The 23,210-nt window shown below is 37.2% G+C and carries 18 protein-coding genes and 1 other annotated feature (1 of these 19 cut by a window edge); of the genes, 5 read left to right on the forward strand and 13 right to left on the reverse strand.

Annotation, left to right across the window (positions count from 1 at the left end):
* Positions 1-151: 151 nt before the first annotated feature.
* The 7 genes from AN957_RS20945 to AN957_RS20975 all read right to left on the reverse strand — a co-directional run bounded on the left by AN957_RS20945 (position 152) and on the right by AN957_RS20975 (position 8,966).
* Complete coding sequence (locus tag AN957_RS20945) at positions 152-1,765, reverse strand: M20/M25/M40 family metallo-hydrolase (RefSeq protein WP_053477308.1); 1,614 nt, start codon at positions 1,763-1,765, stop codon at positions 152-154.
* Positions 1,766-1,813: 48 nt separating this feature from the next.
* Positions 1,814-2,746, reverse strand: a complete 933-nt coding sequence (gene rarD, locus AN957_RS20950) for an EamA family transporter RarD (protein ID WP_053477309.1) — start codon at positions 2,744-2,746, stop codon at positions 1,814-1,816.
* Between the two features lie 91 nt (positions 2,747-2,837).
* Positions 2,838-4,463, reverse strand: a complete 1,626-nt coding sequence (locus AN957_RS20955) for an amidohydrolase (RefSeq protein WP_053477310.1) — start codon at positions 4,461-4,463, stop codon at positions 2,838-2,840.
* 79 nt (positions 4,464-4,542) lie between these two features.
* Positions 4,543-6,129 carry an acyl-CoA synthetase MbcS gene (gene mbcS / locus AN957_RS20960; protein WP_053477311.1) on the reverse strand — a complete coding sequence of 529 codons (1,587 nt, stop codon included), beginning with the start codon at positions 6,127-6,129 and terminating at the stop codon, positions 4,543-4,545.
* A 170-nt stretch (positions 6,130-6,299) separates the two neighbouring features.
* The gene (locus AN957_RS20965; RefSeq protein WP_053477312.1) at positions 6,300-6,506 is read right to left on the reverse strand and encodes an alpha/beta-type small acid-soluble spore protein; all 207 of its coding nucleotides are present in this window, start codon (positions 6,504-6,506) and stop codon (positions 6,300-6,302) included.
* A gap of 110 nt (positions 6,507-6,616) precedes the next feature.
* A complete protein-coding gene (gene thiI, locus AN957_RS20970; protein ID WP_053477313.1) occupies positions 6,617-7,822 on the reverse strand; it encodes a tRNA uracil 4-sulfurtransferase ThiI in 1,206 nt (401 codons plus the stop codon).
* A 1-nt stretch (position 7,823) separates the two neighbouring features.
* Positions 7,824-8,966, reverse strand: a complete 1,143-nt coding sequence (locus AN957_RS20975) for a cysteine desulfurase family protein (protein ID WP_056686005.1) — start codon at positions 8,964-8,966, stop codon at positions 7,824-7,826.
* Between the two features lie 357 nt (positions 8,967-9,323).
* Between AN957_RS20975 and brnQ (AN957_RS20980) the strand changes: the two genes are divergently transcribed.
* Together brnQ (AN957_RS20980) and brnQ (AN957_RS20985) are read left to right on the forward strand one after the other, a co-directional pair.
* A complete protein-coding gene (gene brnQ / locus AN957_RS20980) occupies positions 9,324-10,661 on the forward strand; it encodes a branched-chain amino acid transport system II carrier protein (protein WP_053477315.1) in 1,338 nt (445 codons plus the stop codon).
* Between the two features lie 310 nt (positions 10,662-10,971).
* Positions 10,972-12,312: a branched-chain amino acid transport system II carrier protein gene (gene brnQ, locus AN957_RS20985; protein ID WP_172797665.1), complete on the forward strand. Its 1,341-nt coding sequence runs from the start codon at positions 10,972-10,974 to the stop codon at positions 12,310-12,312.
* Between the two features lie 103 nt (positions 12,313-12,415).
* Here the strand turns inward: brnQ (AN957_RS20985) and ezrA are convergent, their stop codons facing one another.
* Positions 12,416-14,104 (reverse strand): septation ring formation regulator EzrA, encoded by a 1,689-nt coding sequence (gene ezrA, locus AN957_RS20990; protein ID WP_053477317.1) that lies wholly within the window; start codon positions 14,102-14,104, stop codon positions 12,416-12,418.
* A gap of 245 nt (positions 14,105-14,349) precedes the next feature.
* On the opposite strand from ezrA, the gene hisJ reads away from it, so the two are divergent.
* Positions 14,350-15,156 (forward strand): histidinol-phosphatase HisJ, encoded by an 807-nt coding sequence (hisJ, locus tag AN957_RS20995; RefSeq protein WP_053477318.1) that lies wholly within the window; start codon positions 14,350-14,352, stop codon positions 15,154-15,156.
* A gap of 18 nt (positions 15,157-15,174) precedes the next feature.
* Here hisJ and refZ read toward each other — a convergent pair whose 3' ends face one another.
* Positions 15,175-15,807 (reverse strand): forespore capture DNA-binding protein RefZ, encoded by a 633-nt coding sequence (gene refZ, locus AN957_RS21000; protein WP_053477319.1) that lies wholly within the window; start codon positions 15,805-15,807, stop codon positions 15,175-15,177.
* A gap of 207 nt (positions 15,808-16,014) precedes the next feature.
* Here refZ and AN957_RS21005 point away from each other — a divergent pair, with 207 nt between their 5' ends.
* Positions 16,015-16,494 carry a GAF domain-containing protein gene (locus AN957_RS21005; RefSeq protein ID WP_053477320.1) on the forward strand — a complete coding sequence of 160 codons (480 nt, stop codon included), beginning with the start codon at positions 16,015-16,017 and terminating at the stop codon, positions 16,492-16,494.
* 142 nt (positions 16,495-16,636) lie between these two features.
* Here AN957_RS21005 and megL read toward each other — a convergent pair whose 3' ends face one another.
* The 3 genes from megL to AN957_RS21025 form a co-directional block, all read right to left on the reverse strand.
* Entirely contained in the window at positions 16,637-17,824 is a 1,188-nt protein-coding gene (megL, locus tag AN957_RS21010; protein WP_056686011.1) for a methionine gamma-lyase, read from the reverse strand.
* Positions 17,825-18,229: 405 nt separating this feature from the next.
* Positions 18,230-20,086, reverse strand: coding sequence for a sensor domain-containing diguanylate cyclase (locus AN957_RS21020; protein WP_056686017.1), 1,857 nt, complete (start codon positions 20,084-20,086; stop codon positions 18,230-18,232).
* Between the two features lie 115 nt (positions 20,087-20,201).
* Complete coding sequence (locus AN957_RS21025) at positions 20,202-20,795, reverse strand: hypothetical protein (protein WP_053477323.1); 594 nt, start codon at positions 20,793-20,795, stop codon at positions 20,202-20,204.
* Positions 20,796-21,142: 347 nt separating this feature from the next.
* Here AN957_RS21025 and rpsD point away from each other — a divergent pair, with 347 nt between their 5' ends.
* A complete protein-coding gene (rpsD, locus tag AN957_RS21030) occupies positions 21,143-21,745 on the forward strand; it encodes a 30S ribosomal protein S4 (protein WP_056686020.1) in 603 nt (200 codons plus the stop codon).
* 81 nt (positions 21,746-21,826) lie between these two features.
* On the opposite strand, the gene tyrS is transcribed toward rpsD, so the two are convergent.
* Positions 21,827-23,083, reverse strand: coding sequence for a tyrosine--tRNA ligase (gene tyrS, locus AN957_RS21035; RefSeq protein WP_053477325.1), 1,257 nt, complete (start codon positions 23,081-23,083; stop codon positions 21,827-21,829).
* A 71-nt stretch (positions 23,084-23,154) separates the two neighbouring features.
* Positions 23,155-23,210, reverse strand: a binding site (T-box leader) (it continues 171 nt past the right edge of the window).

The raw sequence follows: 23,210 nt of genomic DNA on the forward strand, positions 1-23,210 counted from the left end.
CCTTCATACCTTTGATGAACGACTTTCCTCTCGTTAACTAGTCACTCTTTGTCCTTCATAATACGAAAGAGCAGAAGAATCCGTTTGAATTTTTCTGCTCTTTACACTTCTATATTCATGCTAAACTCTAAGTATTTACATTGTTACCTTCTTACTGTTCTATATGTGTTAACAAAAGATGAGTTAATAGTTTCGGTAGCTGTTCGAATGCAAATGGCATATGGAGCCGCTCTGTTTTTTTATGGGCATCTCTGCCTATAGGACCAACGTTAATGACAGGGGCAGTTAACTTTGACATGTCCTGAAACGGAATAGAGTATAGCACCCGGCCTCCAGGCAAATTCGTATCAAACCGGTGCATATCCGCAAGTTCTCCTTGAAGGCCAGCATAGCTCAAATCACATATTCCATTGAAATAATCAACCGGCATTAATTCAAACCCAAGCTTCTCAGTTGAATAATGAACGATCGAGTCAGAAAGCTCTTGTATGATCGGATGATCAGCAGTATTAATGGCTGGATAGTAGGGAGGGGCATAGAACAAAATAATCATTGGGCCAAGCTCTTGGCAAAGCATCGCTAATTGATCAACAACTTGAATGGATTGTTCCCTGCTATCGCCTATTGTTTGTGTGACTATGGACTGCTCTAGAACTGAAATAAACTCATTCCCTAATTTCTTACAAGCATATTCTTTTAATTCTTCAAATAATAATACACGAATACTTGGAGGCTGACTTAAATCAACCTGAAAGGTGCGATATTTTTCCTTCATAAAATGTTCCATCTTATTTGCTGCTGCTTCAGCAATGTCTTTCATCTCTTCCATGACATCTGCAGCATTTCTTTTCATTAATAAAAGATTATAAAGACTAACAGACCGATGAGGGATTTGCGTTGTATAGTCCTTTTTTAAATCCCGCTGCCATAACAATGTCGGCGGAGGGCTCATTTGACCATTTACAGTTTCACATAGTCTTTCATTCCATTCAATCTCTTGTGTGAGCACGGATGTCATCCAAGCAGCATTCAAACCTGAAAGAGGTTCCCCTACATGGGTCTCCTTTCCAAAGCATAGCGCCGCAGGCATGATTTTCCCAATAGTTCCGGTGTAAAAATAATGATTTTTATCGTTCGGTTCTAACGCAAACATTGGCTCAGAGTTTAAAAAGAGCGAGTAGTTTAGCTTATGCTCCTCTGCAAGCTCCAACAGTTTCGGAACGGCTTCCCTCATCCCAACAGAATTGACCTCTTCATCAGGAACCGTTAGTAATAATAAATTAAGCTTCCATTGCTCCATTGAAGCTCTTTCCAGCAAGGAAATATGCTGAACAAGTCCACATTTCATATCCATTGTTCCTCGTCCAAAAAGCCACTCCCTACTTTCCAAATCTTCTCTCGCGTCCTCTGGCAGTTCATCTGCCCGATTAAAAAGTGCCTCCGTCAGCTCAACAGGCTGAAAAGCAAGATGGTTCAAATCCCCATAATCTTCAACATTGACAACATCAAAATGGCTTATCATAACAACTGTTTTAACTGCTTCTTCATGTTTATATAATGCAGTTAAAAAGGATCTCCCATCCATCATTAAATGGTTCTTGATATAGGAAGGATGAGTCGAGAAATAAGGGACTTGCTTTAAATGATGCTCGACTCTTAATGGGAATTGTATTTCTGCCTCTGATAAAGAAATACTGCCAATCGAAACGAGATCATTTAATAAATTGAGTAATTGCTCAGCTGACTGCATCTTCATTTTTTCCATCACTTTAATGACTCCTTCTTGTTCGCTTTCGTTAAGAGAATTTACTGTTTATATTCCAACACTTTTCCCTTTCCTCCACTTTGCTTCAAGCTGGGTAAATAACTTTGTTTTTGTAAGAGAATAGATCGAAATAGCTGTCCAGATAAATAAAAACGAGATTAAGTGAATGTTAGAGAAATGTTCATGATAAATAAAGACCCCTAGAATTAATGTCAAGGTTGGCGCAATAAATTGTAAAAATCCAAGCGTTGACATAGGAATCTTCTGTGCTCCTTTTGCAAAATAAAGAAGGGGTACTGCTGTTGCTGCCCCAGCACCTATCAATAATAAATCAGTACCAGTTGATACAGCTAAAAATGAATGGGAACCATTCACAAATAGAATAATCATGTAAATAAACGCAAATGGTGCAACAACAAGTGTTTCTAATGTTAAACCAATTGCAGAATCTACTGTTACCATTTTTTTCACTAAACCGTATAATCCAAATGTTAATGCAAGAAAAAGGGATATCCAAGGGAACTGTCCATACGAAATTGTTAATATTAGCACACCGACTAAAGCCATACCAAATGATGTATACTGTGCCAATGACAGCTTTTCTCTAAAAACAATCATCCCAAGGATCACACTGACTAACGGGTTAATATAATAACCGAGACTTGCTTCAATTAAATGACCAGAGTTAACCGCCCATATGTAGATAAACCAATTGCAGCTAACAAAAAGTGAGGCAATAACAAGCGCTGCTAATTGTTTTTTATTGGAGCGAAAATGAATAAGCGTTTGGGTAAACGCCCCCCATTTCTTAGTAAAGAGCAGGACCGCTACCATAAAGAAAAAGGACCAAAAAATTCGATTAGCCAAAATTTCATCTGCACTCACATGTTGTACAAGCTTCCAATAAATCGGCAATAATCCCCATAAAAAGTACGAAAAGCCTGCATAAATAATCCCCATTTGTCCTTCATTGTTTTTCATCTTCACTAGCCTCAATTCTTTCTATTATCGAAATATTTATATTATAGGCTGAATTGTAAGATGCTGACAATGTTTATTTTTTCTAATAAAATTACTGAATAGGAGATTCGCTCGTATTCGTTTTTGAATCGAAAACAATCTGTCCGCCGATTACCGTTTGAGCAACCGCTATGTCAGCAATTTCATCTGGAGTCACTTTAAAGATATCTTCTTCTAAAATAGTGAAATCGGCTAAAAAGCCTTCCTTTATTACACCTCGATCATTTTCATGACTGGCAGCGTAAGCACTGCCTTTTGTAAATAAGCAAACTGCTTCATAAATTGTTAAAGCTTCACTTTGATAATAAACTTTTTTCTCAGGATCATTGATATTCGTCCTTGTTACTGCAGCATGAATGCCTAAGAACGGGTTTAATGGTTCGATCGGGGCATCTGATCCTCCCGCACAAGGTGGCCCTTCATTAAGCAATGTTTTCCAAGCATAACAATAATTCATATGCTCCTCTCCAATACGATCGATAACCCATGGAAAATCTGAAGCAAGAAATCTTGGCTGAATGTCAAGAATAAGGGGTAAGTTCTTCGATCGGTCAATTAGTTCTTTCCTCAGAATCTGAGCATGGATGAGCCGGTCTCTTCCTTCCCCGGTTATAGGATACTTTTCGATTGCGTTCAGTGCCATTTCGAACGCCAAGTCTCCAATGGCATGGATGGCAACTGGCAGCTTGAATTCCCTTGCCTTTTTTATAAGGTCATCCAATTGCTGCTGTGATAAAATGGCTATTCCTGATGTAGACGGATCATCTGCATAGGGGTGACTTAGCAATGCCGTTCTACCACCTAATGCTCCATCAGCAAAAATTTTCATTGCTCCGAATTCAATCCAGTCATCGCCGCTTAAAAAGTGCTGCCCCGCATTTTTCATTTCATCAACAACCTCATGATGGACAAGAAGATGTGCACGGAATAGCTTGCCCTCTTCCTCAATCACTTGCTTGAAAGCACGGAAAGTCTTTTCATAGCCTCCATAGTAATTTAAGTCTTCCGTATGTGCACCTATGAATCCAAGTTTATAGGCATCTTTTATTGCTGCACGAAGAGCTTTTTTTAAATAGGCTTCAGATACCTCAGGAAGTACATCAAATACCAATTCCTGCGCCTGATCCTTTAACAATCCATTTGGCTTGCCTAACTCATCCTTTTCAATGACACCACCAGGAGGATTTTCTGTATTTTCGTTAATGGAAGCAGCCTTTAAAGCAAGTGAATTAACAACAAGAGCATGGCGGCAAACCCGTTTTAATATAACAGGATGATCAGGCACCAGGCCATCTAACTCCGCTGCAACAATAGGATCGGATTTCTTCCATAAGTTTTCATTCCAGCCTTCGCCTATTAGCCATTCACCCTCTTCAAGAGATTCTGCATATTGCTGCACTGCTTGAAAAACCGATTCCTTCGAAAGACAGTTAGACAAATCCAAGCGAATTAACCTTTCTCCATGCCCAATTAAATGCATATGACTATCAGTAAATCCCGGAAGCATTGTTCGCCCTTGTAAATCCATCCTGCTCACAATTTCATTTCCATACTTTTCCTCAAGGGATTGAATCGATCCAATCTCTACAATTTTGTCTGCACACGTAAAGACGGCTTCTACTTGATGATTTGCTTCTTGCAGTGTATAAATATTTCCCCCATACCATAAAGTTCCCAAAGAAAATTCCTCCCTCAATTCTTCATTTTTATCATATCAAAAATGCAGGCGATTACACGCCTGCATCCATATGCCTCTTTTATTTTTGCGCAGCTGTTTCCATTTCCTTTTTCCTAAGCTCTACCCGACGAATTTTCCCTGAAGTAGTCTTTGGCAGCTCAGCTAAAAATTCAATTTTGCGTGGATATTTATATGGGGCAGTAAGCTCCTTGACATGATCCTGAAGATTCTTTATCAAATCAGGATCCTTTTCATCCACGCCTTCACGCAATACTACAAAAGCTTTAACAATGTAGCCGCGCACTTCGTCTGGACTTGCAACAACTGCACATTCCTTAACTGAAGGATGCTTAACAAGGGCATCTTCCACTTCAAACGGGCCAATCGTATAGCCTGAACTGATGATAATATCATCACCCCTCCCTTCAAACCAGAAGTAGCCCTCCTCATCCATTTTCGCTTTGTCTCCTGTTACATAATAATCCCCACGGAATTGCATCGCCGTTCTTTCCGGATCTTTGTAGTAGTTTTTAAATAAAGCTGGTGTTTCGATATGTACAGCGATATCACCTACAACATTAACGCTACACGGTTTTCCATCTTCGTTAATAATTTCCACACGATTACCAGGGGTTGGTTTCCCCATTGAACCAGACTTCAGTGCCATTCCTTTTGTCACACCAACAAGCAAAGTATTTTCCGTTTGTCCATAGCCATCGCGAACATCTACATTAAAGTTTTTCTTAAAAATATCGATAACCTCACGATTCAACGGTTCACCCGCTGATACAGCACTGCGAAGATTAGGAAGATTGTATTCATGGAGATTGTCCGCTTTAGCCATTATGCGGTACTCTGTCGGTGTACAGCATAGAACATTTACATTGTAATCTCCTAAAAGCTGTAAATATTTTTCCGGCTCGAATTTGCCATTATACACGAATCCAGTTGCTCCCGAACCAAGAACAGATAGGAATGGACTCCATATCCACTTTTGCCATCCTGGCCCTGCCGTTGCCCAAACGGTATCACCCTCTTCAATACATAACCAGTTTGGCGCGGCTGTACGAAGATGTGCAAAAGCCCAACCATGAGTATGCACGACTCCTTTTGGGTTTCCTGTTGTACCTGACGTATAAGAAAGAAACGCCATGTCCTCTTGGTTCGTATCTGCAATTGAAAATTCATTAGACGCATGATCCATCTCACTATTTAAATCGATCCAATTCTCTGATTGGCCGCCGATAACGAATTTCGGCAAAGATTCAGCCTCTTCTATTTGTGAAAATTGGTTTACATAAGGATAATAACTGACAATCCCCTTTACATCTCCATGTGTAATTCGATACTGAAGATCTTTTGAGCGGAGCATTTCTGAGCTTGGAATAACAACTAATCCTGCCTTAAGAGCAGCAATATATGCCTGATAAGCTTCAATTAATCGCGGAACGATAACAAGAACGACATCCCCTTTTTCTAAACCATATTTCGCAAAAACATTGCTAATTTTATTTGCATTTTTTAATAAATCACTATATGTAACTTCTTTTTTCTCACCCTGTTCATCTTCCCATCTGATTGCCAACCTGCTAGTATCTTCTGCAAACCGCTCCATTTCAGCAACTAGATTATACTTTTCCGGTGCCAATAGATCTTCTCGTTTCATCATATCTCCCCCTAAAAGTAAGTCGAACGAATGTCTATACAAAGATGGTTATCATTAAAAATTATTATACTAAATTATCCAAAAATTTTAAATTATATATTTTCGCATAATACAAATAAGGAGCAGGAAGTGAATCCTGCTCCTTGTAGCCATATTATTTATTTTTTAAATTATCGTCCAAAACCAGCCATTTGTTGTTGAGCAGTTTGAACTAAACGCTTCGTAATTTCTCCACCAACTGAACCGTTAGCACGAGAAGTAGTATCTGCACCTAAGTTCACGCCGAACTCAGAAGCAATTTCGTATTTCATTTGGTCTAGAGCTTGTTGTACCCCAGGAACTAAAAGTTGATTTGAGTTGCTGTTGTTGTTTGCCATGTGATGTTCACCTCCTTGTGAGTATAGAATGTGTAAAATCACATGGCCATATTCAAATATTTACTGGTAATTAATGCTTGGAAAACCAGAGCGAGCCAGCGGAAACTTTATTAAAATAAATCTCCAAACCCGTCTTGCTCAGCTGCTTTTGGAGCAATTGCTATTGTTTCTGTATTTTCAACTGCTTTGCTAATGAGCGGTTCGAACTCAATATAACTTTCAAAGTATTGAACCTTTTCTTTTTTTGGTTTTGTTTTTGGTGATGCTGGAACAAATACCGTACAGCAATCCTCATAAGGCCGATTAGAAATCTCAAATGTATCAATGGCTCTTGAAATATCAATGATTTCAGATTTATCCATTGTAATTAACGGTCTTAAAATAGGCGTATTTGTGACATCATTAATTGCATACATACTTTCAAGTGTTTGGCTGGCAACTTGTCCTAGACTTTCACCAGTAATAATTGCCAATCCATCATTTTTTCTTCTAATCTCATCTGTAATACGGAGCATTAACCGTCTTGTCGTCGTCATCGAGTAATTCTCAGGGACCTGCTTCGCGATAAGCTGTTGAATTTCAGTAAAAGGAACAATATGAAGTTTAACTGCACCACTTATATTTGCCAGTTTTTCTGTTAAGTCGATCACTTTCTGTTTGGAGCGTTCACTTGTAAAAGGCGGGCTATAGAAATGGACAGCTTCAATCTCAACCCCTCTTTTCATTGATAAAAATCCTGCAACTGGACTATCAATCCCACCTGATAACATAAGCATCCCTTTACCGCTTGAGCCTACTGGAAGACCGCCAGCCCCAGGAATATTTTCACATGAAAAGTAAACAGCTTTTTCTCTAATTTCAATTTGAAGATTGATATCTGGCTTTTTCACATCTACCTTTAGTTCAGGGATATTTTTCAACAAATGAGCACCAAATATTTGATTGATTTCATTCGTATCTAAATAATAGGTTTTATCTGATCTTTTTGTCGTAATTTTGAATGTTTCTCCAGCCTGATGGATCTTTTTAAACAAATCAAGAGCAGCATTTTTCATATTTTCAAGCTCTTTATCCGTTTTTATTGCTGGACTAAAGGACTGAATACCAAAGACATTCTTCAGCAGCTCAATAATTTCAAGGCCGTTTTCTCCATTTAAAAGAATAAACATTCGCTCTCTGTCCGCTTCAATGTTAATCTTTTCAAAGTTTCGTAAAACTCGTTTAATATTCCGTTTTAATTTATGGATAAATACTTTTCGATTTTTTCCTTTTGTCGATAGTTCTCCATAACGAATAAGAATGCGATCATAATTCATATTAATTCATAACCTTTCTTAGCCTATTTATAGCTTCATTTACCGTTTCAATAAACTGGATTGCTTCTTCCATTGTATTCTCATAGGATAGACTCACCCGAATGGAGCTAAGCGCTTCCTCTTCTGGAACTCCCATTGCAAGAAGTGTACTGCTTGCCTTTTTTATCTTAGAAGAGCATGCACTCGTCGTTGAGACATAAATTCCCTTTTCCTCAAGTGCATGAACGAACACTTCCGCTTTAAAGCCATGAATAGAGAAATTTATGATATGTGGTGCACAATGGAGAACTGGCGTATGAATCTTTATCCCATCTATTTTTTCCAATTCTAACCGAATAAAATCCCTTATTTTCTTCATCTCAGCTACACTGTTTTCCTGATTTAGCAATGTTAATCTTAACGCTTTTGCCATTGCAACGATCCCGGCGACATTTTCGGTCCCGCTTCTTTGCTGCCACTCTTGTCCTCCGCCAGAAAATAATGGAGAAATCTTTACTCCTTGACGAACAAAAAGTGCACCAGTCCCCTTTAATCCATGAAATTTATGGCCGGAAAACGTACATAAATCGATTTGGCAATCATGGAATTGAAGAGGCACTTTTCCAATTCCTTGAACATAATCCACATGAAAAATGATTTTTGAATACTGCTTGATTAGCTGACCAATCTCTTTGATTGGCTGGATAGACCCTGTTTCATTATTCACATGCATAACAGATACTAAAATGGTTTCTTGTGAAATAGCCTTTTCAATATCAGTTACACTTACTGTCCCATTGCTGTCTACTGGAATATAAGTAATTCGAAATCCAAGTGCTTTTAGCTGTTCCATTGATTCTTTCACTGAAGGATGTTCGATTTCTGTCGTTATTATATGACGGCCCCTCCCTCTATACATGAGGGCTGTACCTTTAATAGCAATATTGTTACTCTCAGTTCCCCCAGAAGTGAAGAGGATTTCTTTTGCTTGCGCCTTTAAAAGCTTAGCGATTTGTTCTCTTGCCTGCGAAAGGAGCTTTTCTGCATCCCCTCCAAGACCATGTAAGGAGGAGGGATTACCAAAATATTCTGTGGATACTTTGTTAAATGACTCCAATACTTCTCGATATGGTTTGGTTGTTGCACTATTATCCAAGTAGATCATTGTCTTCTCCTTCCATACAAAACGTATTGCCAACTTTAAATCATACCATAAATGTTGCAGTAGTTAAATAAGTAAATTCCACAAATACTAGATAATTGAATTGAGAAATGTTATTTTTATTATTTAATTTTATTCATGCGCATCATTTATTAGGAAAATCACATCAAATAAAAATTCAATAAAACTCTTTATATTCGGGAATAATTATACTAGAATAAGCAAGGAAAATTGCCTAGATATTATTATCTCAATATATTTAAAATTAAGACTTTTATAATATTCGACAATTTTTTTAACAACTATGTTACTATGTAAAATGTTCAAAATATTTAGGGTACTGATTCAGGGGGATGAAGTATGAATACAAATTTATCAGCAAAGCAAATCATGGCCGTTGGGCTCATGTTATTTGCACTATTTTTCGGAGCAGGAAACATGATTTTCCCTCCATTTCTAGGACAAGATGCAGGTACACATGTGTGGACTGCAATTATTGGATTTTTAATCACTGGTGTTGGGCTGCCGCTTTTGGCCATCATCGCGATTGCAAGAGTTGGTGATGTACAAACAATGGCAAGCCGCGTTCATCCAGTATATGGAGTGATCTTTACAGTTGTCATGTATTTAGTTATTGGACCGCTGTTTGCTATTCCACGTACCGGAACCGTTTCATATGAAATTGGAGTAATTCCGTTTTTATCTGAAAACGCTGTCAATAGTCCATTGCCGCTCGCGATATTTTCTGTTGTCTTCTTTGCCATCACAGCATGGCTTGCAATGAATCCAACAAAATTAGTAGATACGATTGGAAAAATATTAACACCAGCGCTATTAATTATTTTAGCAGTAATTGTTATTAAGGCACTTATTACACCACTAGGTGATCCACAAGCTCCAACAGGTCCTTATGTTGATGGTCCTTTCTTTAAAGGATTTGTTGAAGGCTATTTAACGATGGATACGATTGCTGCACTAGTTTTCGGTATTATTGTAATTAGTTCTATTCAGGGATTAGGGGTTTCAAATAAGAAGTCAATTACAAAGATTTGTGTTCAAGCTGGTTTAATTGCCGCAGCTGGCCTTGCTCTTGTTTATATATCACTAGCTTATATTGGTTCAACTGCACCAGATGCTATAGGAATTCAAGAAAATGGCGGAGCACTGCTTTCAAAAGCGGCTGACCATTTATTCGGATCATTCGGTTCCATTATTCTTGCACTAGCTATTGTATTTGCTTGTTTAACAACGTCAATCGGTCTCGTTTCAGCTTGTGCAACTTATTTTAATAAGCTTATGCCGCGATTTTCTTATAAAACCATCGTTTTAATTTTCTCAATCTTTAGTATGATTATTGCTAATATCGGCTTAACACAGCTTATTGCTTTTTCTGTTCCAGTATTGGTTATTATTTATCCATTAGCGATAGTATTAATCGTTTTATCATTTTTCCATAATTTCTTTAAAGGTTCTTCATTAGTTTATATTGTTGCTTTAATTCCAACCGGCATTATTAGCCTTATTGACGGTTTAAAAACTGCAGGATTAAATGTTACTGCTCTAACAGATGCACTAAGCTTCCTTCCGCTATTTGATCAAGGAATCGGCTGGATTGTACCGGCTATTGCTGGAGCTTTAGTTGGCTATGTTATCGCATTAGCTACTGGTGAATCAAAAAAGACAGTACAATCTAACTGATTTAATCACTCACAAAATTACAGGGGCAATTCATAAAATTGCTCCTGTTTCAAAAAAAAGGAAGTTATTTTTTTTATAATTACAATTTACAGAATCTTCACCTTAATATATAATCATAATAATTTTAGTATTCTTAAATAATTTTTTAAAATAAATTGTCACAAAATTTTGTCATTATTTACTTGGAGGAAAAAAGAATGGATGTAAATTTATTTAGCGAATTATTTCCTTAATATAATTAAGAATAATTCTTTCATTATTTCAATCTAAATTTTCATAAAATTTTGTAAATGCAGCAGGAGGAATAATAATGAATACAAATTTATCAGGAAAACAAATTTTAGCAATTGGACTTATGTTATTCGCAATGTTTTTCGGTGCCGGGAATATGATTTTCCCTCCATTTCTGGGACAGGATGCCGGAACGAGTGTCTGGACTGCCATCTTTGGATTCTTAATCACTGGTGTTGGCTTGCCATTGCTGGGAGTAATCGCAATTGCCAAGGTTGGTGATTTAGAAACATTAGCAAATAGAGTTCACCCTGTTTACGCTGTTATATTTACAGTTGTTTTATTTCTAGTAATCGGACCGCTTTTCGCTATCCCGCGTACTGGAACAGTTGCTTTTGAAATCGGTGTATTGCCATTTTTATCTGAAGGATCAACACCAAACGGATTAGGACTTTTAATATTTTCTGTTATATATTTTGCTATCTGTGCTTGGCTGTCTATGAATCCTACAAAACTTGTTGATACAATTGGTAAGCTATTGACACCCGCATTATTAACAGTTCTTGCTTTATTCGTTATAAAAAGCTTTATTACGCCACTGGGAGAACCGAAAGCACCAGTTGGTCCTTATGCGGAAGGTCCATTTTTCAAGGGGTTTATTGAAGGGTATTTAACAATGGATGCCATCGCTTCTCTTGTATTCGGCGGAATGGTTATTGCTTCAATTAAAGGATTAGGCGTAACAAGCAAAAAATCAATATCAAAACTTTGTATAAAAGCTGCATTAATTGCAGTAGTAGGTCTTGGACTTGTTTATTTATCTTTAGCTTATATCGGTTCTACAAGCCCTGATGCTATTGGTATCCATGAAAATGGAGGATCACTTCTTTCAGCTGCAGCTAACCACTTGTTCGGATCATTTGGAGCTGTTGTGCTTGGTTTAGCTATTCTATTTGCTTGTTTAACAACTGCGATCGGTTTAATTTCATCATGTGCACAATATTTTAATAAGCTAATGCCTAAGATTTCTTATAAAACGTTCGTTCTTGTTTTCTCCCTATTTAGTGCAGTTATTGCGAATGTAGGATTAACACAGCTAATCAGTTTCTCTGTACCAGTATTAGTGTTTATCTATCCTTTAGCTATCGTTCTAATCTTACTGTCATTTGTCCATAATTTATTTAATGGCTACTCATTAGTTTATATTTGTGCATTAATTCCAACAGGTCTAGTAGGTCTTGTAGATGGTTTAAATGCTGCTGGATTGAATATCTCTGCTGCTACAGATGTACTAAGTGTCCTTCCATTCTTTAGCCAAGGCATCGGCTGGTTAGTTCCAGCAATCGTTGGTGCAATCGTCGGCTATTGTATCGCTCTTGCAGCTGGAGAATCAAAGAAAACTGTTCCAACAAGTAACTAAGTGAAAATGAAATGAAAAGAATTGGTTTTGGCCAATTCCTTTTTTAAATAGAGTAAAATATACAAAAAAGAGTCCGCCTAAACTAAATTGGCGGACTCTTTGCTTACTGTTCACTTGTTAATTCTTCTATTCTTTTTATTGCACCTGGATCAATTTCTTCTATAGTAGTTGCCGCTTGCTCCAATGCTGTTCTGTAATCATATCCTCTAAATAAGCTTTCCGCTTCAAGTAATCCTTTTTCAACAGACGGGTATCTGCTTCGATATCTATTCCCATATTGAATGACCTTTTCCACAAGAACGATCGTTTCAATCATTTCATCTGTTGTGTTAACTACTTTTTCTACTGTTAACACAGCTACTTCTAAATACTGCTGGATTGTTTGAATATTTAGCGGCTGCTCCTCGAGCTTGGCGATTACATTTTCAATACTTTCTTTTGCGTCCTGCATTAAATATTTATAATCCTGCGGCAAGCCTGGGACATTGCTTTTTGAAACACGTCTAACCGTTTCAGCCATTTTCTTTCTGAGTTCCTTTACCTTTTCTCGGGCACTCATTTCATCTTTTCTGAGCATCTGCAGCTTTTCAGCAAATGAAGCATGTTCATCCTCCACTTCTTCAAGCTGACTTCTAATTTCGTCAAGTTCTGCTTTTAGGATAGAGTGTGCAGTCGTTTGACTGACAATTTTATGTTCAAGCACTTCGAACCTTTTAACAAGCTGTGTTAATCTTTTTTCGAGCTGTGTCTGAACTTCTATATCCTTATCTGATACATGATAGCTTTGACGAACGATTTCAAGCTCATTCTTCAATTGTTTATTAATTTCCCTGTTTGTAAACAGCATATTTCTAGTTACTTCATCTTGTTTGTCAATAAAATGCCTTGAATGTACTTCCTCTTCAAGAAGATCGTATAATAAATCAATACTATCTTTCACGTCACTGATTCCTTTTTGAACATCCGTAATTTCTGTCTGTTCAATCAATATCGCATAGCCCTTGATGGATTCTTCTAACCTCTCTGTTTCTTTCTCTAACTGAATATGATCAAGAATAAATCCTTGCTCTAGCATATCTTTATACCCATCTTTTAATTCTTTTAGTTGTGCAGGAATTTTCGAGAAGCATTCAACCATAAAACTCGGGATGACTTCCATTTTCTCTTTCACATGATCTAATTCTGCCTGTATGGTTAAAACAATCTCTCTTGCTTCTAAATAGTTTCCGCTCTCTGTTTTCTCATTAAAATCTTGAAACTTCGCAAATGACTCATCTAATTGCTTTTCAAGTATATCTGCTGCTTTTCCATATGTATGACGGTGGGCAAGCAGTGTTTTTTTATTCTCACGGTAGATGTCTTTTAGTTCTTCAATTTCCGTTCTGTTTTTCTCCTCACTGCCTACGAGATCATTTAGTTCATTTAATAATTTCTTTATGTTCTCTTCAATTTCTGTTAAGTACTTATCAATTTCTCCCTGTACTTGCTTTGCTTTATTAAAACGATATTTATCGATAAATTCCTCGGCATCAAATAAATACTCTTCAACATTTGGCAATTGTGCTGTAACAATATCATCCCATTCTGTTCGCCAGCGCTCAAATAACTCCTCTGTTTGGCCTGTCATATTCAATTGCTTTACCTTTGACATTTCTTCGAGAACAGGGCGATTCACAATATCCATCTTCCATGCTTCAAGCCGATCAATTTCTTTAAAGTATTTTTTCTTTAATATAAATCCTGTTAAAAATAAGCCGATAAGAATGACGATAACGCCAATAATCCATTCCACTTTTTAAAGCCCCCTGTTCTGTTCCGAGCCAATATATGATGATCTATGTAAATATTTATTATCATGTTCAGTTCAATGTTTTTATGATACCATGTAAACGACATTTTTTGACTATTTATTTCATTTTTTTATCTAAATTATTGTGAAAAAGCATATTCACTTAAACATTTTATCTTTTTATTGTACAAATTTTCAAATATTTCACTTCGTTTTTATCAACTTATTTAAGGCAGGTGGAAAGATATATGATAAAAGATGGCCATATCCATACCCCATTTTGTCCACATGGCACGAAGGATACATTAGAAGCATATGTCGAAAAGGCTCTTTCATTAGGTTTTCAAGAAATTTCTTTTACTGAGCACGCCCCATTGCCACCAGGATTTATTGATCCTACCCCTGAACAAGACAGTTCAATGGACATTGAACAATTGGAAAGCTATTTTGACAAGATTAACAAGGTTAAGTCTCTTTACAGTGGAAAAATAAAAATTAATACGGGGCTGGAGGTTGATTTTATCGAAGGCTTTGAACAGGAGACTACACAACTGCTTGATCAATACGGCAAATATTTAGATGATGCGATCCTCTCTGTTCATTTTTTAAAATTTGGAAGCCAGTATGCTTGCATTGATTATTCACCGGAAGCTTTCGGCCAAATGGTTGAAGTATACGGAGCTACTGAGAACGTATATCGCGCTTATTTCAAAACCTTGCTCCAATCTATTAATTGTAATTTAGGTCCATATAAACCAAAGCGTATTGGACATATGACATTAGTGAAAAAATTCCAAAAAAAGTATCCTGTAAAAAAGGCTTTTACAAATGAAATAATGGAAATATTAAAGGCTATCAAGATTAAAGGCTATGAAATTGACTATAACGGAGCTGGATTTTCCAAGCCCCTCTGTAAAGAGGCATATCCCCCTGACTGGGTAGCTGAAGAAGCGATAAACCTGAAAATCCCCCTCGTTTACGGTTCTGATGCACATCAAATGAAGGAACTGGGACAAGGCCTTAGTATGATGCCATTGTGGAAGGGGAACCAATAGCGGATTCCTTTTCCACATTTAATTCACTGCTAAATAGGCTCTGTCGTATTCGCTTTGACATAGTACACCATCAATCCATTTATAAACCTCTATTAAATACTTCTCAGCAAAATACCGCTCATTCGGACGAACATGAAGCACTTCATTCATATAATGTGTATTTAAAAACGGCATGTTCAAAAGACCTTTAAGCTGTAAAGTAATGTAATCAGGCATTGAATGGCGAAACTCCTTTGCTTTCATTCCTCGCTCAATTACTTTATTAATATAAAATCTTTCCTTCATTAAATAAGTAGACATAATCTCACGTACAATTTGCGTATCCAATGATATTTCCCGCAAAATTAATCTCGTTAAATGAATATTTTCAAACTGATATATCATGATGTTCTCCACTATTTTTTTTAAAGAAAGGGCTGCTCCTTGTTCAAGGAATCCATATCCGTTTTCTATCTCCTTCACGTATCTCTCAAAAAAGATTGTAAAACAATGCTCTAGCAAACCATGCTTACTATCAAAATAGTAGGCAATATTAGCTGGATTTACCTTGGCTTTTTTCGCAATATCCCTAATAGATGTTCCATGAAACCCATTCACATTAAACAAATTAATTGATGCACGAACAATTGCTTCTTTGGCATTCCCTTTCATACAACCACCACTTTCACATTTTATCCGGGGCCTTGATAATCTTAAGTCGCCATTTTTATCGCAAAATAGTTCAACAATATTCGTTATTATATAGACATTCTTGTTAAATTAGCCTTTTCCTTTATATAATTCTCGACAAAGTTTCACCTATTTCTTCTAGTTTTGCTATAATCTAAATAATATTTTAGAAAGTTAGGTGATTTTTATATGTTTAATGTCGAAGCCTATAAAGGGACTCGTGAGGAAAATTACACTTTAGTCATAAAACAGCTAGCTGCATTAATGGAAGGCGAGTCGAACCGAATAGCCAATTTAAGTAATGCATCAGCCCTTTTAAATCTTTTTCTAGATCGGATCAACTGGGTGGGATTTTATCTGCTCGAGGACAAGGAACTTGTACTAGGTCCCTTTCAAGGACTTCCTGCTTGTGTTAGGATTCCTCTCGGAAGAGGAGTTTGCGGAACTTCTGCTAAATTAGCAGAAACTATACGTGTGGAGGATGTAAATCTGTTCCCTGGGCACATCGCCTGTGATGCTTCATCGCAATCAGAGATTGTTGTTCCGCTTATGAAAAATGGCCAGCTGATCGGCGTTTTAGATATTGATTCACCTGAAAAAAACCGTTTCGACGAGCTTGACCAGCAGAAATTAGAAGAGTTTGTTGATGTTTTAATAAAGTTTCTATAGATTCATTTCTCTAGTAAAAACTAAGACATTCGCCAGGCCTTTCGGCAAATGTCTTAGTTTTTTTATACGTTCAGAATGTATGGATATACATTCTGATTAGCCATAAGAGGCAATGATTTTTAATCACTGCCCCCTCTTTTCGTTAAATTTTGTTTAATGCTTCCTCTAGATCGCTTCGTATATCCTCCCAAGACTCCAGACCTACGGATAATCTGAGGAGTGTATCATCAATTCCCATTCTCTCTCTGGATTCTTTCGGTACTACTGCATGTGTCATCGTTGCTGGGTGCTGAATTAATGTTTCTGCATCTCCAAGGCTGACGGCAATTTTAATGAGATTAAGTTCATTCATAAGTGCTTGTGCTGTTGTCTTATTTCCGTTTAGCGTAAAGGAAATTAATCCACCAGGCTTCCTCATTTGCTTTTGTGCAATCGGAAAATCTGGATTTTGTTCATCCCCAGGATAAAATACCTTGGATACTTTCGGATGGCTTATTAGAAAACCAGCTAGCTTTTCAGCATTCTCACAATGACGATCCATTCTTACCGCCAGCGTTTTTAACCCACGAAGCAAAAGCCAGGCATCAAATGGAGAAATGACACCTCCGATATCCTTCTGTGTTGTGAGCGCTATTCTCCCAATGAACTCTTTTTTTCCAACGGCTATGCCTGCGATCACATCGCCATGGCCGCATATATATTTCGTCGCACTATGGATAACGACATCACATCCAAGCGTGATTGGGTTTTGCAAGTATGGGGAACAGAAGGTATTATCCACCACAACCGGGATTCCTTTATCTCTTCCAACTTCCGCAATCATTTGTAAATCTACTAGTTTCATTGTAGGGTTAATAGGTGTTTCCACATAAATACAAACTGTTTCTGGACGAATTGCTTGTAATAATTGCTCTCTTGATTCCATAGCCGAAAAATCGTGGCTAATATTATATTTTTCATTCATCATCTCTAATAATCCAAAGGTGCAGCCATATACTCCTTGTGAGCATAAAATATGATCACCTGTTTTCGTTAATCCAAGCAGGATGGCTGACACACCTGCCATCCCCGAACTAAACGCTAGAGCTGCTTCTCCATTTTCTAGAGCAGCCATTCTTTCCTCAAGCATGGTCACTGTTGGATTGCCAAGTCTTGAGTATATATAGCCTTCTTCTTCTCCAGCAAAGCGTCTTTCTCCTTGCTCAGCTGTTTCGAATGTAAAGGTTGATGTTTGAAATAAGGGCGGTGCCAAACTGCCACTATATTTTTCCGAATTATATCCTTCATGAATAACTTTTGTTTCAATTTTTGTTGGATTGGTTTCTGTCATTATTCATATCCCCCTCTTTGTAAACGCTTTCAATTATTCACAAAAAAATATTTACGTTATTATCATATGATAATTCCAACTATTTGGAAAGTAATTTGTAAGAACAAGTGTGTAAGCGCCTTGATCATACCCGACAAGCACACGATGAGCCTCTCGGAAAGGTTGTCCTTTACCTTTTTGGAAGAATTGATCAAAATTGCATTGTGACACTAGTACGTCCTTTACGTTGAGGGTAGACGCTACTCCTATAAGCAACCGCTTATTACTCGTGCATGTAATCATTGTCGAAGCATTCCTTGTAGAGCTGAACGCAGATCTACTCGTTATCATGAACACATCATCCGATTATATAATTTCTATTACAAAAAATAAGGACCAATCACTTTCAGAGCGATTGGCCCAGTCTTATTTACTACGATCTTCATGTTCTTGAACAATGACCTTATTTTTGCCAGACTGCTTTGCTATATAAAGCGCTTTATCAGCGCGCTTAAATAATGTTGGGTATGAATCATGACGTCCTCTATTCCAATGTGAAACACCACATGAAATCGTCACTTGTGGCTCTGTGCTTTCAGATACTCTTTTTACAAGCCTTTCTGCTATTACTAGGCCAGCTGTTAAAGATACACCTGGCAAGTAAATTGCCAGCTCTTCGCCGCCCCATCTTGCACCAATATCTGAACCTCTTATGTTTGCATTAATGAGGTTAGCAACCTGAATGATTACATCGTCACCAACTTGATGGCCAAACGTATCATTTATCAATTTAAAATTGTCAATATCAATCATCATGAAAGTTCCCTCATGGTCTTCATTCATGGATTGGTGAATTTTGTCATCCAGATAGCTTCGAGAATATAGTTTTGTTAAGTGGTCTGTGACAACCATTTTCTCAAGCTCTTCTCTTAGTATTGAGTTAGTAACTGCAAGTGTAGAATGGTGTACAAGTGATTGCAGCAGTTTAAACGTTTCAAAAGAGAAATGGTATGGTGAATGATGCATAACTAGTGCGATGCCCTTAAGGACGCCTGACTGAGTCATAGGGACCGCCATAATTGACTTATAGTATGCAGGTTTACTTTCGTCTTCTAAATTAAAGTCCCCTATAAAAAGTGCTTCTTCATCAACTTCTACTTTGCCTTTTATAAATTCAATATAAGGTATCGCATCTATATGCTGAAAAAAGCCGGTACTTCCTTGTAATACTTTTAATTCTTTATAATCCTTCGAAAACAAAATAAATCCGACTTCTTCTGCATTGAATGATTGAATAATCTGTTCAGTAATAAATGCCATCGTTTCAGTTAATCGTAAATTCGAGTTAAGTCGATGGGACGTTTCATTAATTAGCTGAAGATCCTTAATTAAGCGCTTTGATTGCTGATAAAGCTGCGCATTTTCGAGTGCTGTCCCTGCTGTATTTGCCAATAAGGTGATGAACTCAACCTCATTAGTTGGAAAGACAATTGTATTCGGAGCGATCACCTGCAGCACCCCGTATACTCCCTGCTTTCCTTTTAGAGGTGCATACAACACCGACCTTTTTTCTTGAAGGGAATCTTCAAATTGAGGGACACCTGTTACATATGCCTGCATGGCAGCAATATTTTCACTATCATATTCTAAATCCTTAATCGGCAAATCTTCAAGCTTATTATTATCATGTGATAGGAGAAGATAATAAGTAAAGGTTGGGTACACTTCCTGTAATGTATTGATGATTTCTCCCAATACGTCATCCATATTCATAGAGGAATGGAATTTCTCCGTTACTCGATAGAGCTGCTTATATCTTCTTTCTTCTAAAATTGTTTTCACGAAATATCGGGCAGTATGTAAAAATCGCGCACATTCTCCACTTATTTTTTCAAGGATTTCATCAGAAAATTGGCTGAAGGTTTGATTATCTCCTTTTAGCGCAACACAGCCTTGATTCATTTTAAATAGCAGAATAAGATTATATTCTTCAAATCCAGGAAGCACTTGTCTTATGACTGTTCTTTGGCAATTTAAATCCGATAAGGAAGGTGGAATGACAGATGGCTTTTTATCTATAATGGTTGATGCTTCCATTAGTAATTGCTTGTTCCACTCATTCACGCTGAAAAAAGTAGCGTCCGTAGCTCCAGTTAAATCTTTTATCAAATGAAGCATGGATTTTAAAATTTCATCAAAATGTAATAAGCCATTTTCTATATCCATGATATCTAAAAAATGACTTTTTAATTTCATTATCAATTTTTGTTCAAGCTGTTCCATCTTTAATCATCACCTATTAGTAATAACTATTCCCTATTGCTACGAAACGAAAATTGCATATTCTTTCATAATCTATTATATATATATTTATCTGAAATTTCTCGCATATTTTTGTCTATTTCGTATCAATCGCAGCTATTTTTATATTTCTTTCTGTAATGACGAGCCATACCGATCCATCATAGGATAAAGATAATAATCCTGTTGGCTTCTCACCTTTCTCCAAGACGATAGAATGATTGTTATTAATAGTTAAAATTGCTTTCTTGTCATCATAGCTGTAAGGGGTTCCAGAAGAAGAATCCGTTATTCTATTCTCAGGTGGTCTATCTTCTTCATGTAAACTTTGTGAATAATACGTCCACTTCCTATTAGCTTTAACCCATATTCCTTCAGCTGTCCTGTCAGGCGAAATTTGTTCGGGGGCTTCTTCCAATTCAATTACATGCAGCGTATTAAACTTATACCTATTCATTCTTTCAATTTCATAGGCAGCTAATATATGTTTGCTGTTTTTATATTCATATAGAACTATATTTGGATTGTCATTCATATCAGCACTTTTTTTTAAAACAAGGGCTAAAGGAGAATAGTCGTTATCTCTAGTTTCCCGCATTTCAAAGCGGTATAAAAACCCGCAAATAACTAAAAAAACAAAAAAACCGATTAATACAAACCGGATACGTTTTTCTTTCAACGATTCTTTCATATAAAACCACTCTTTATTATATGTTCACATCTATAGTTATTATATCATATTTAAAGTGGGGAATAGTAAAAAAGTTTGATACTCACTTTTTCACACGAGGAAATACACCTTGACTTTTAATCCTAAATAATTATATAATACTCTTTGTGTAAAATATTGCAGCCTATGTGAGCGCCTTGATGCTCTCATTTTGTTCCTCAATCGAATTTATCACGTAAATTGCGATGATGGGGTACTGTGTAACCCCCTGCTGCTGGGGCGAAGGTACATGAAAACAAAATGGACATGAAAGTTGCGTGCATCTGTTTTTATTTTACAAAATAAAAACATTAAAGGAGGAGTCATTCATGGCTCGTTATACTGGCCCAAGCTGGAAATTATCACGTCGTCTTGGTATTTCACTAAGCGGTACTGGTAAAGAATTAGAAAAGCGTCCTTACGCTCCTGGACAACATGGTCCAAACCAACGCAAAAAATTATCTGAGTACGGATTACAATTACAAGAGAAGCAAAAGCTTCGTCATATGTATGGTGTAAATGAGCGCCAATTCCGTAACTTATTTGATAAAGCTGGCAAAATGGCTGGTAAGCACGGTGAAAACTTCATGATTCTTTTAGAATCACGTCTTGATAACGTAGTTTATCGTTTAGGTCTTGCTCGTACTCGTCGCCAAGCTCGTCAAATTGTAAACCACGGACACATCATGGTTGATGGACGTCGTGTTGATATCCCATCATACCGCGTAGCACCTGGTCAAACAATTACACTTCGCGAAAAATCTCGCAATCTTGACATCGTTAAAGAAGCAATCGAAGTAAACAACTTCGTTCCTGACTTCGTAACTTTCGATGCTGATAAATTAGAAGGAACTTTCACTCGTTTACCTGAGCGTTCTGAACTTCCTGCTGAAATTAACGAATCACTAATCGTAGAATTCTATTCTCGTTAATAGTTTTTCTAATGGACCTGCCGTTATCGGCGGGTCTTTTTTTCATAAATAAAGCCCTCCACTAAAGGAAGGCTTTACTAATTAGTATTTAATTAAGAAATATTTCTTTTTCCCGCGTCGAATGACAGTAAATTGCCCCTCAATCCGGTCCTTTTCAGAAAGAACATATTCAAGTTCTGTTACACGTTCTCCATTCACATAAACAGCCCCATTTCCAACATCTTCCCGCGCTTGGCGTTTGGACGGGGAAATTTTAGCCTCAACAAGAAGTTCAACGATATTGATCTCTTCACCTGTTGTATGCTCATAAGATGGAACATCTTTAAATCCTTGTTTAATTTCAGAGGCTGAAAGATTTCTAATCTCTCCACTGAAAAGCGCCTCAGAGATTTTTATCGCCTGATTTAATGCTTCTTCCCCGTGAATCATACGAGTCATTTCCTCAGCAAGCGCTTTTTGTGCTTTGCGAAGATGTGCCTCTTCTTGAACAGATTGTTCTAGTGCTTCAATCTCTTCTTTAGAAAGGAATGTGAAGTATTTTAAATATTTAATCACATCGGCATCTGCAGCATTAATCCAGAATTGGTAGAACTCATAAGGAGTTGTTTTCTCGGGATCTAACCAAACTGCTCCACTTTCTGTCTTGCCGAATTTCGTTCCATCTGCTTTTGTCACAAGCGGGATTGTCATGCCGTATGCTTTTGAGCCTTCCCCAACCATTTTGCGGATAAGCTCAAGACCAGTCGTAATATTTCCCCATTGGTCACTGCCGCCAATTTGCAATTTACACTGATGATTCTCGTATAAATGCTTGAAATCCATTCCTTGCATAATCGTATAAGCAAATTCTGTGAACGAGATTCCCGTTTCTAACCGGCTCGCTATCGTGTCCTTTGCCAGCATATAATTGATTCCGATATGCTTCCCGTAATCTCTTAGGAATGTAATCATATTCATCTCTGACGTCCAATCATAGTTATTTACCATGATCGCACCATTCTCACCGTCAAAATCAAAAATTGTTTTAAGTTGTTCAGTTAAACATTGAACATTATGCTGAACAGTTTCAATCGTTTGCAAGGTTCTTTCTTCTGTTGCTTTTGGGTCACCAATTAATCCTGTCGCACCGCCAACAAGAACAATCGGGCGGTGGCCATGGTTTTGAAATCTTCTTAATGTAAGGAATGGCAGCAGGTGTCCAATATGCATGCTGTCACCGGTTGGATCCATTCCGCAGTATAAGGATATTTTCTCCTTTTCAAGCGTTTCCTTCATTCCCTCTGCATCTGTTTGCTGGTAGACAATGCCTCTCCATTGCAAATCTTCAAGTAAATTCATATAAAGTACCTCCACTTATATTTTTTAATGCATGAATCTTTCCTAAAAACAAAAAAGCGCCCCTGCTTAAATGCAGGGACGCATATTTATTTGCGCGGTACCACCCAAATTGAGGACATATAAATCC

It is taken from the genome of Cytobacillus solani (assembly GCF_001420595.1).
GTDB classification, from domain to species: domain Bacteria; phylum Bacillota; class Bacilli; order Bacillales; family Cytobacillaceae; genus Cytobacillus; species Cytobacillus solani.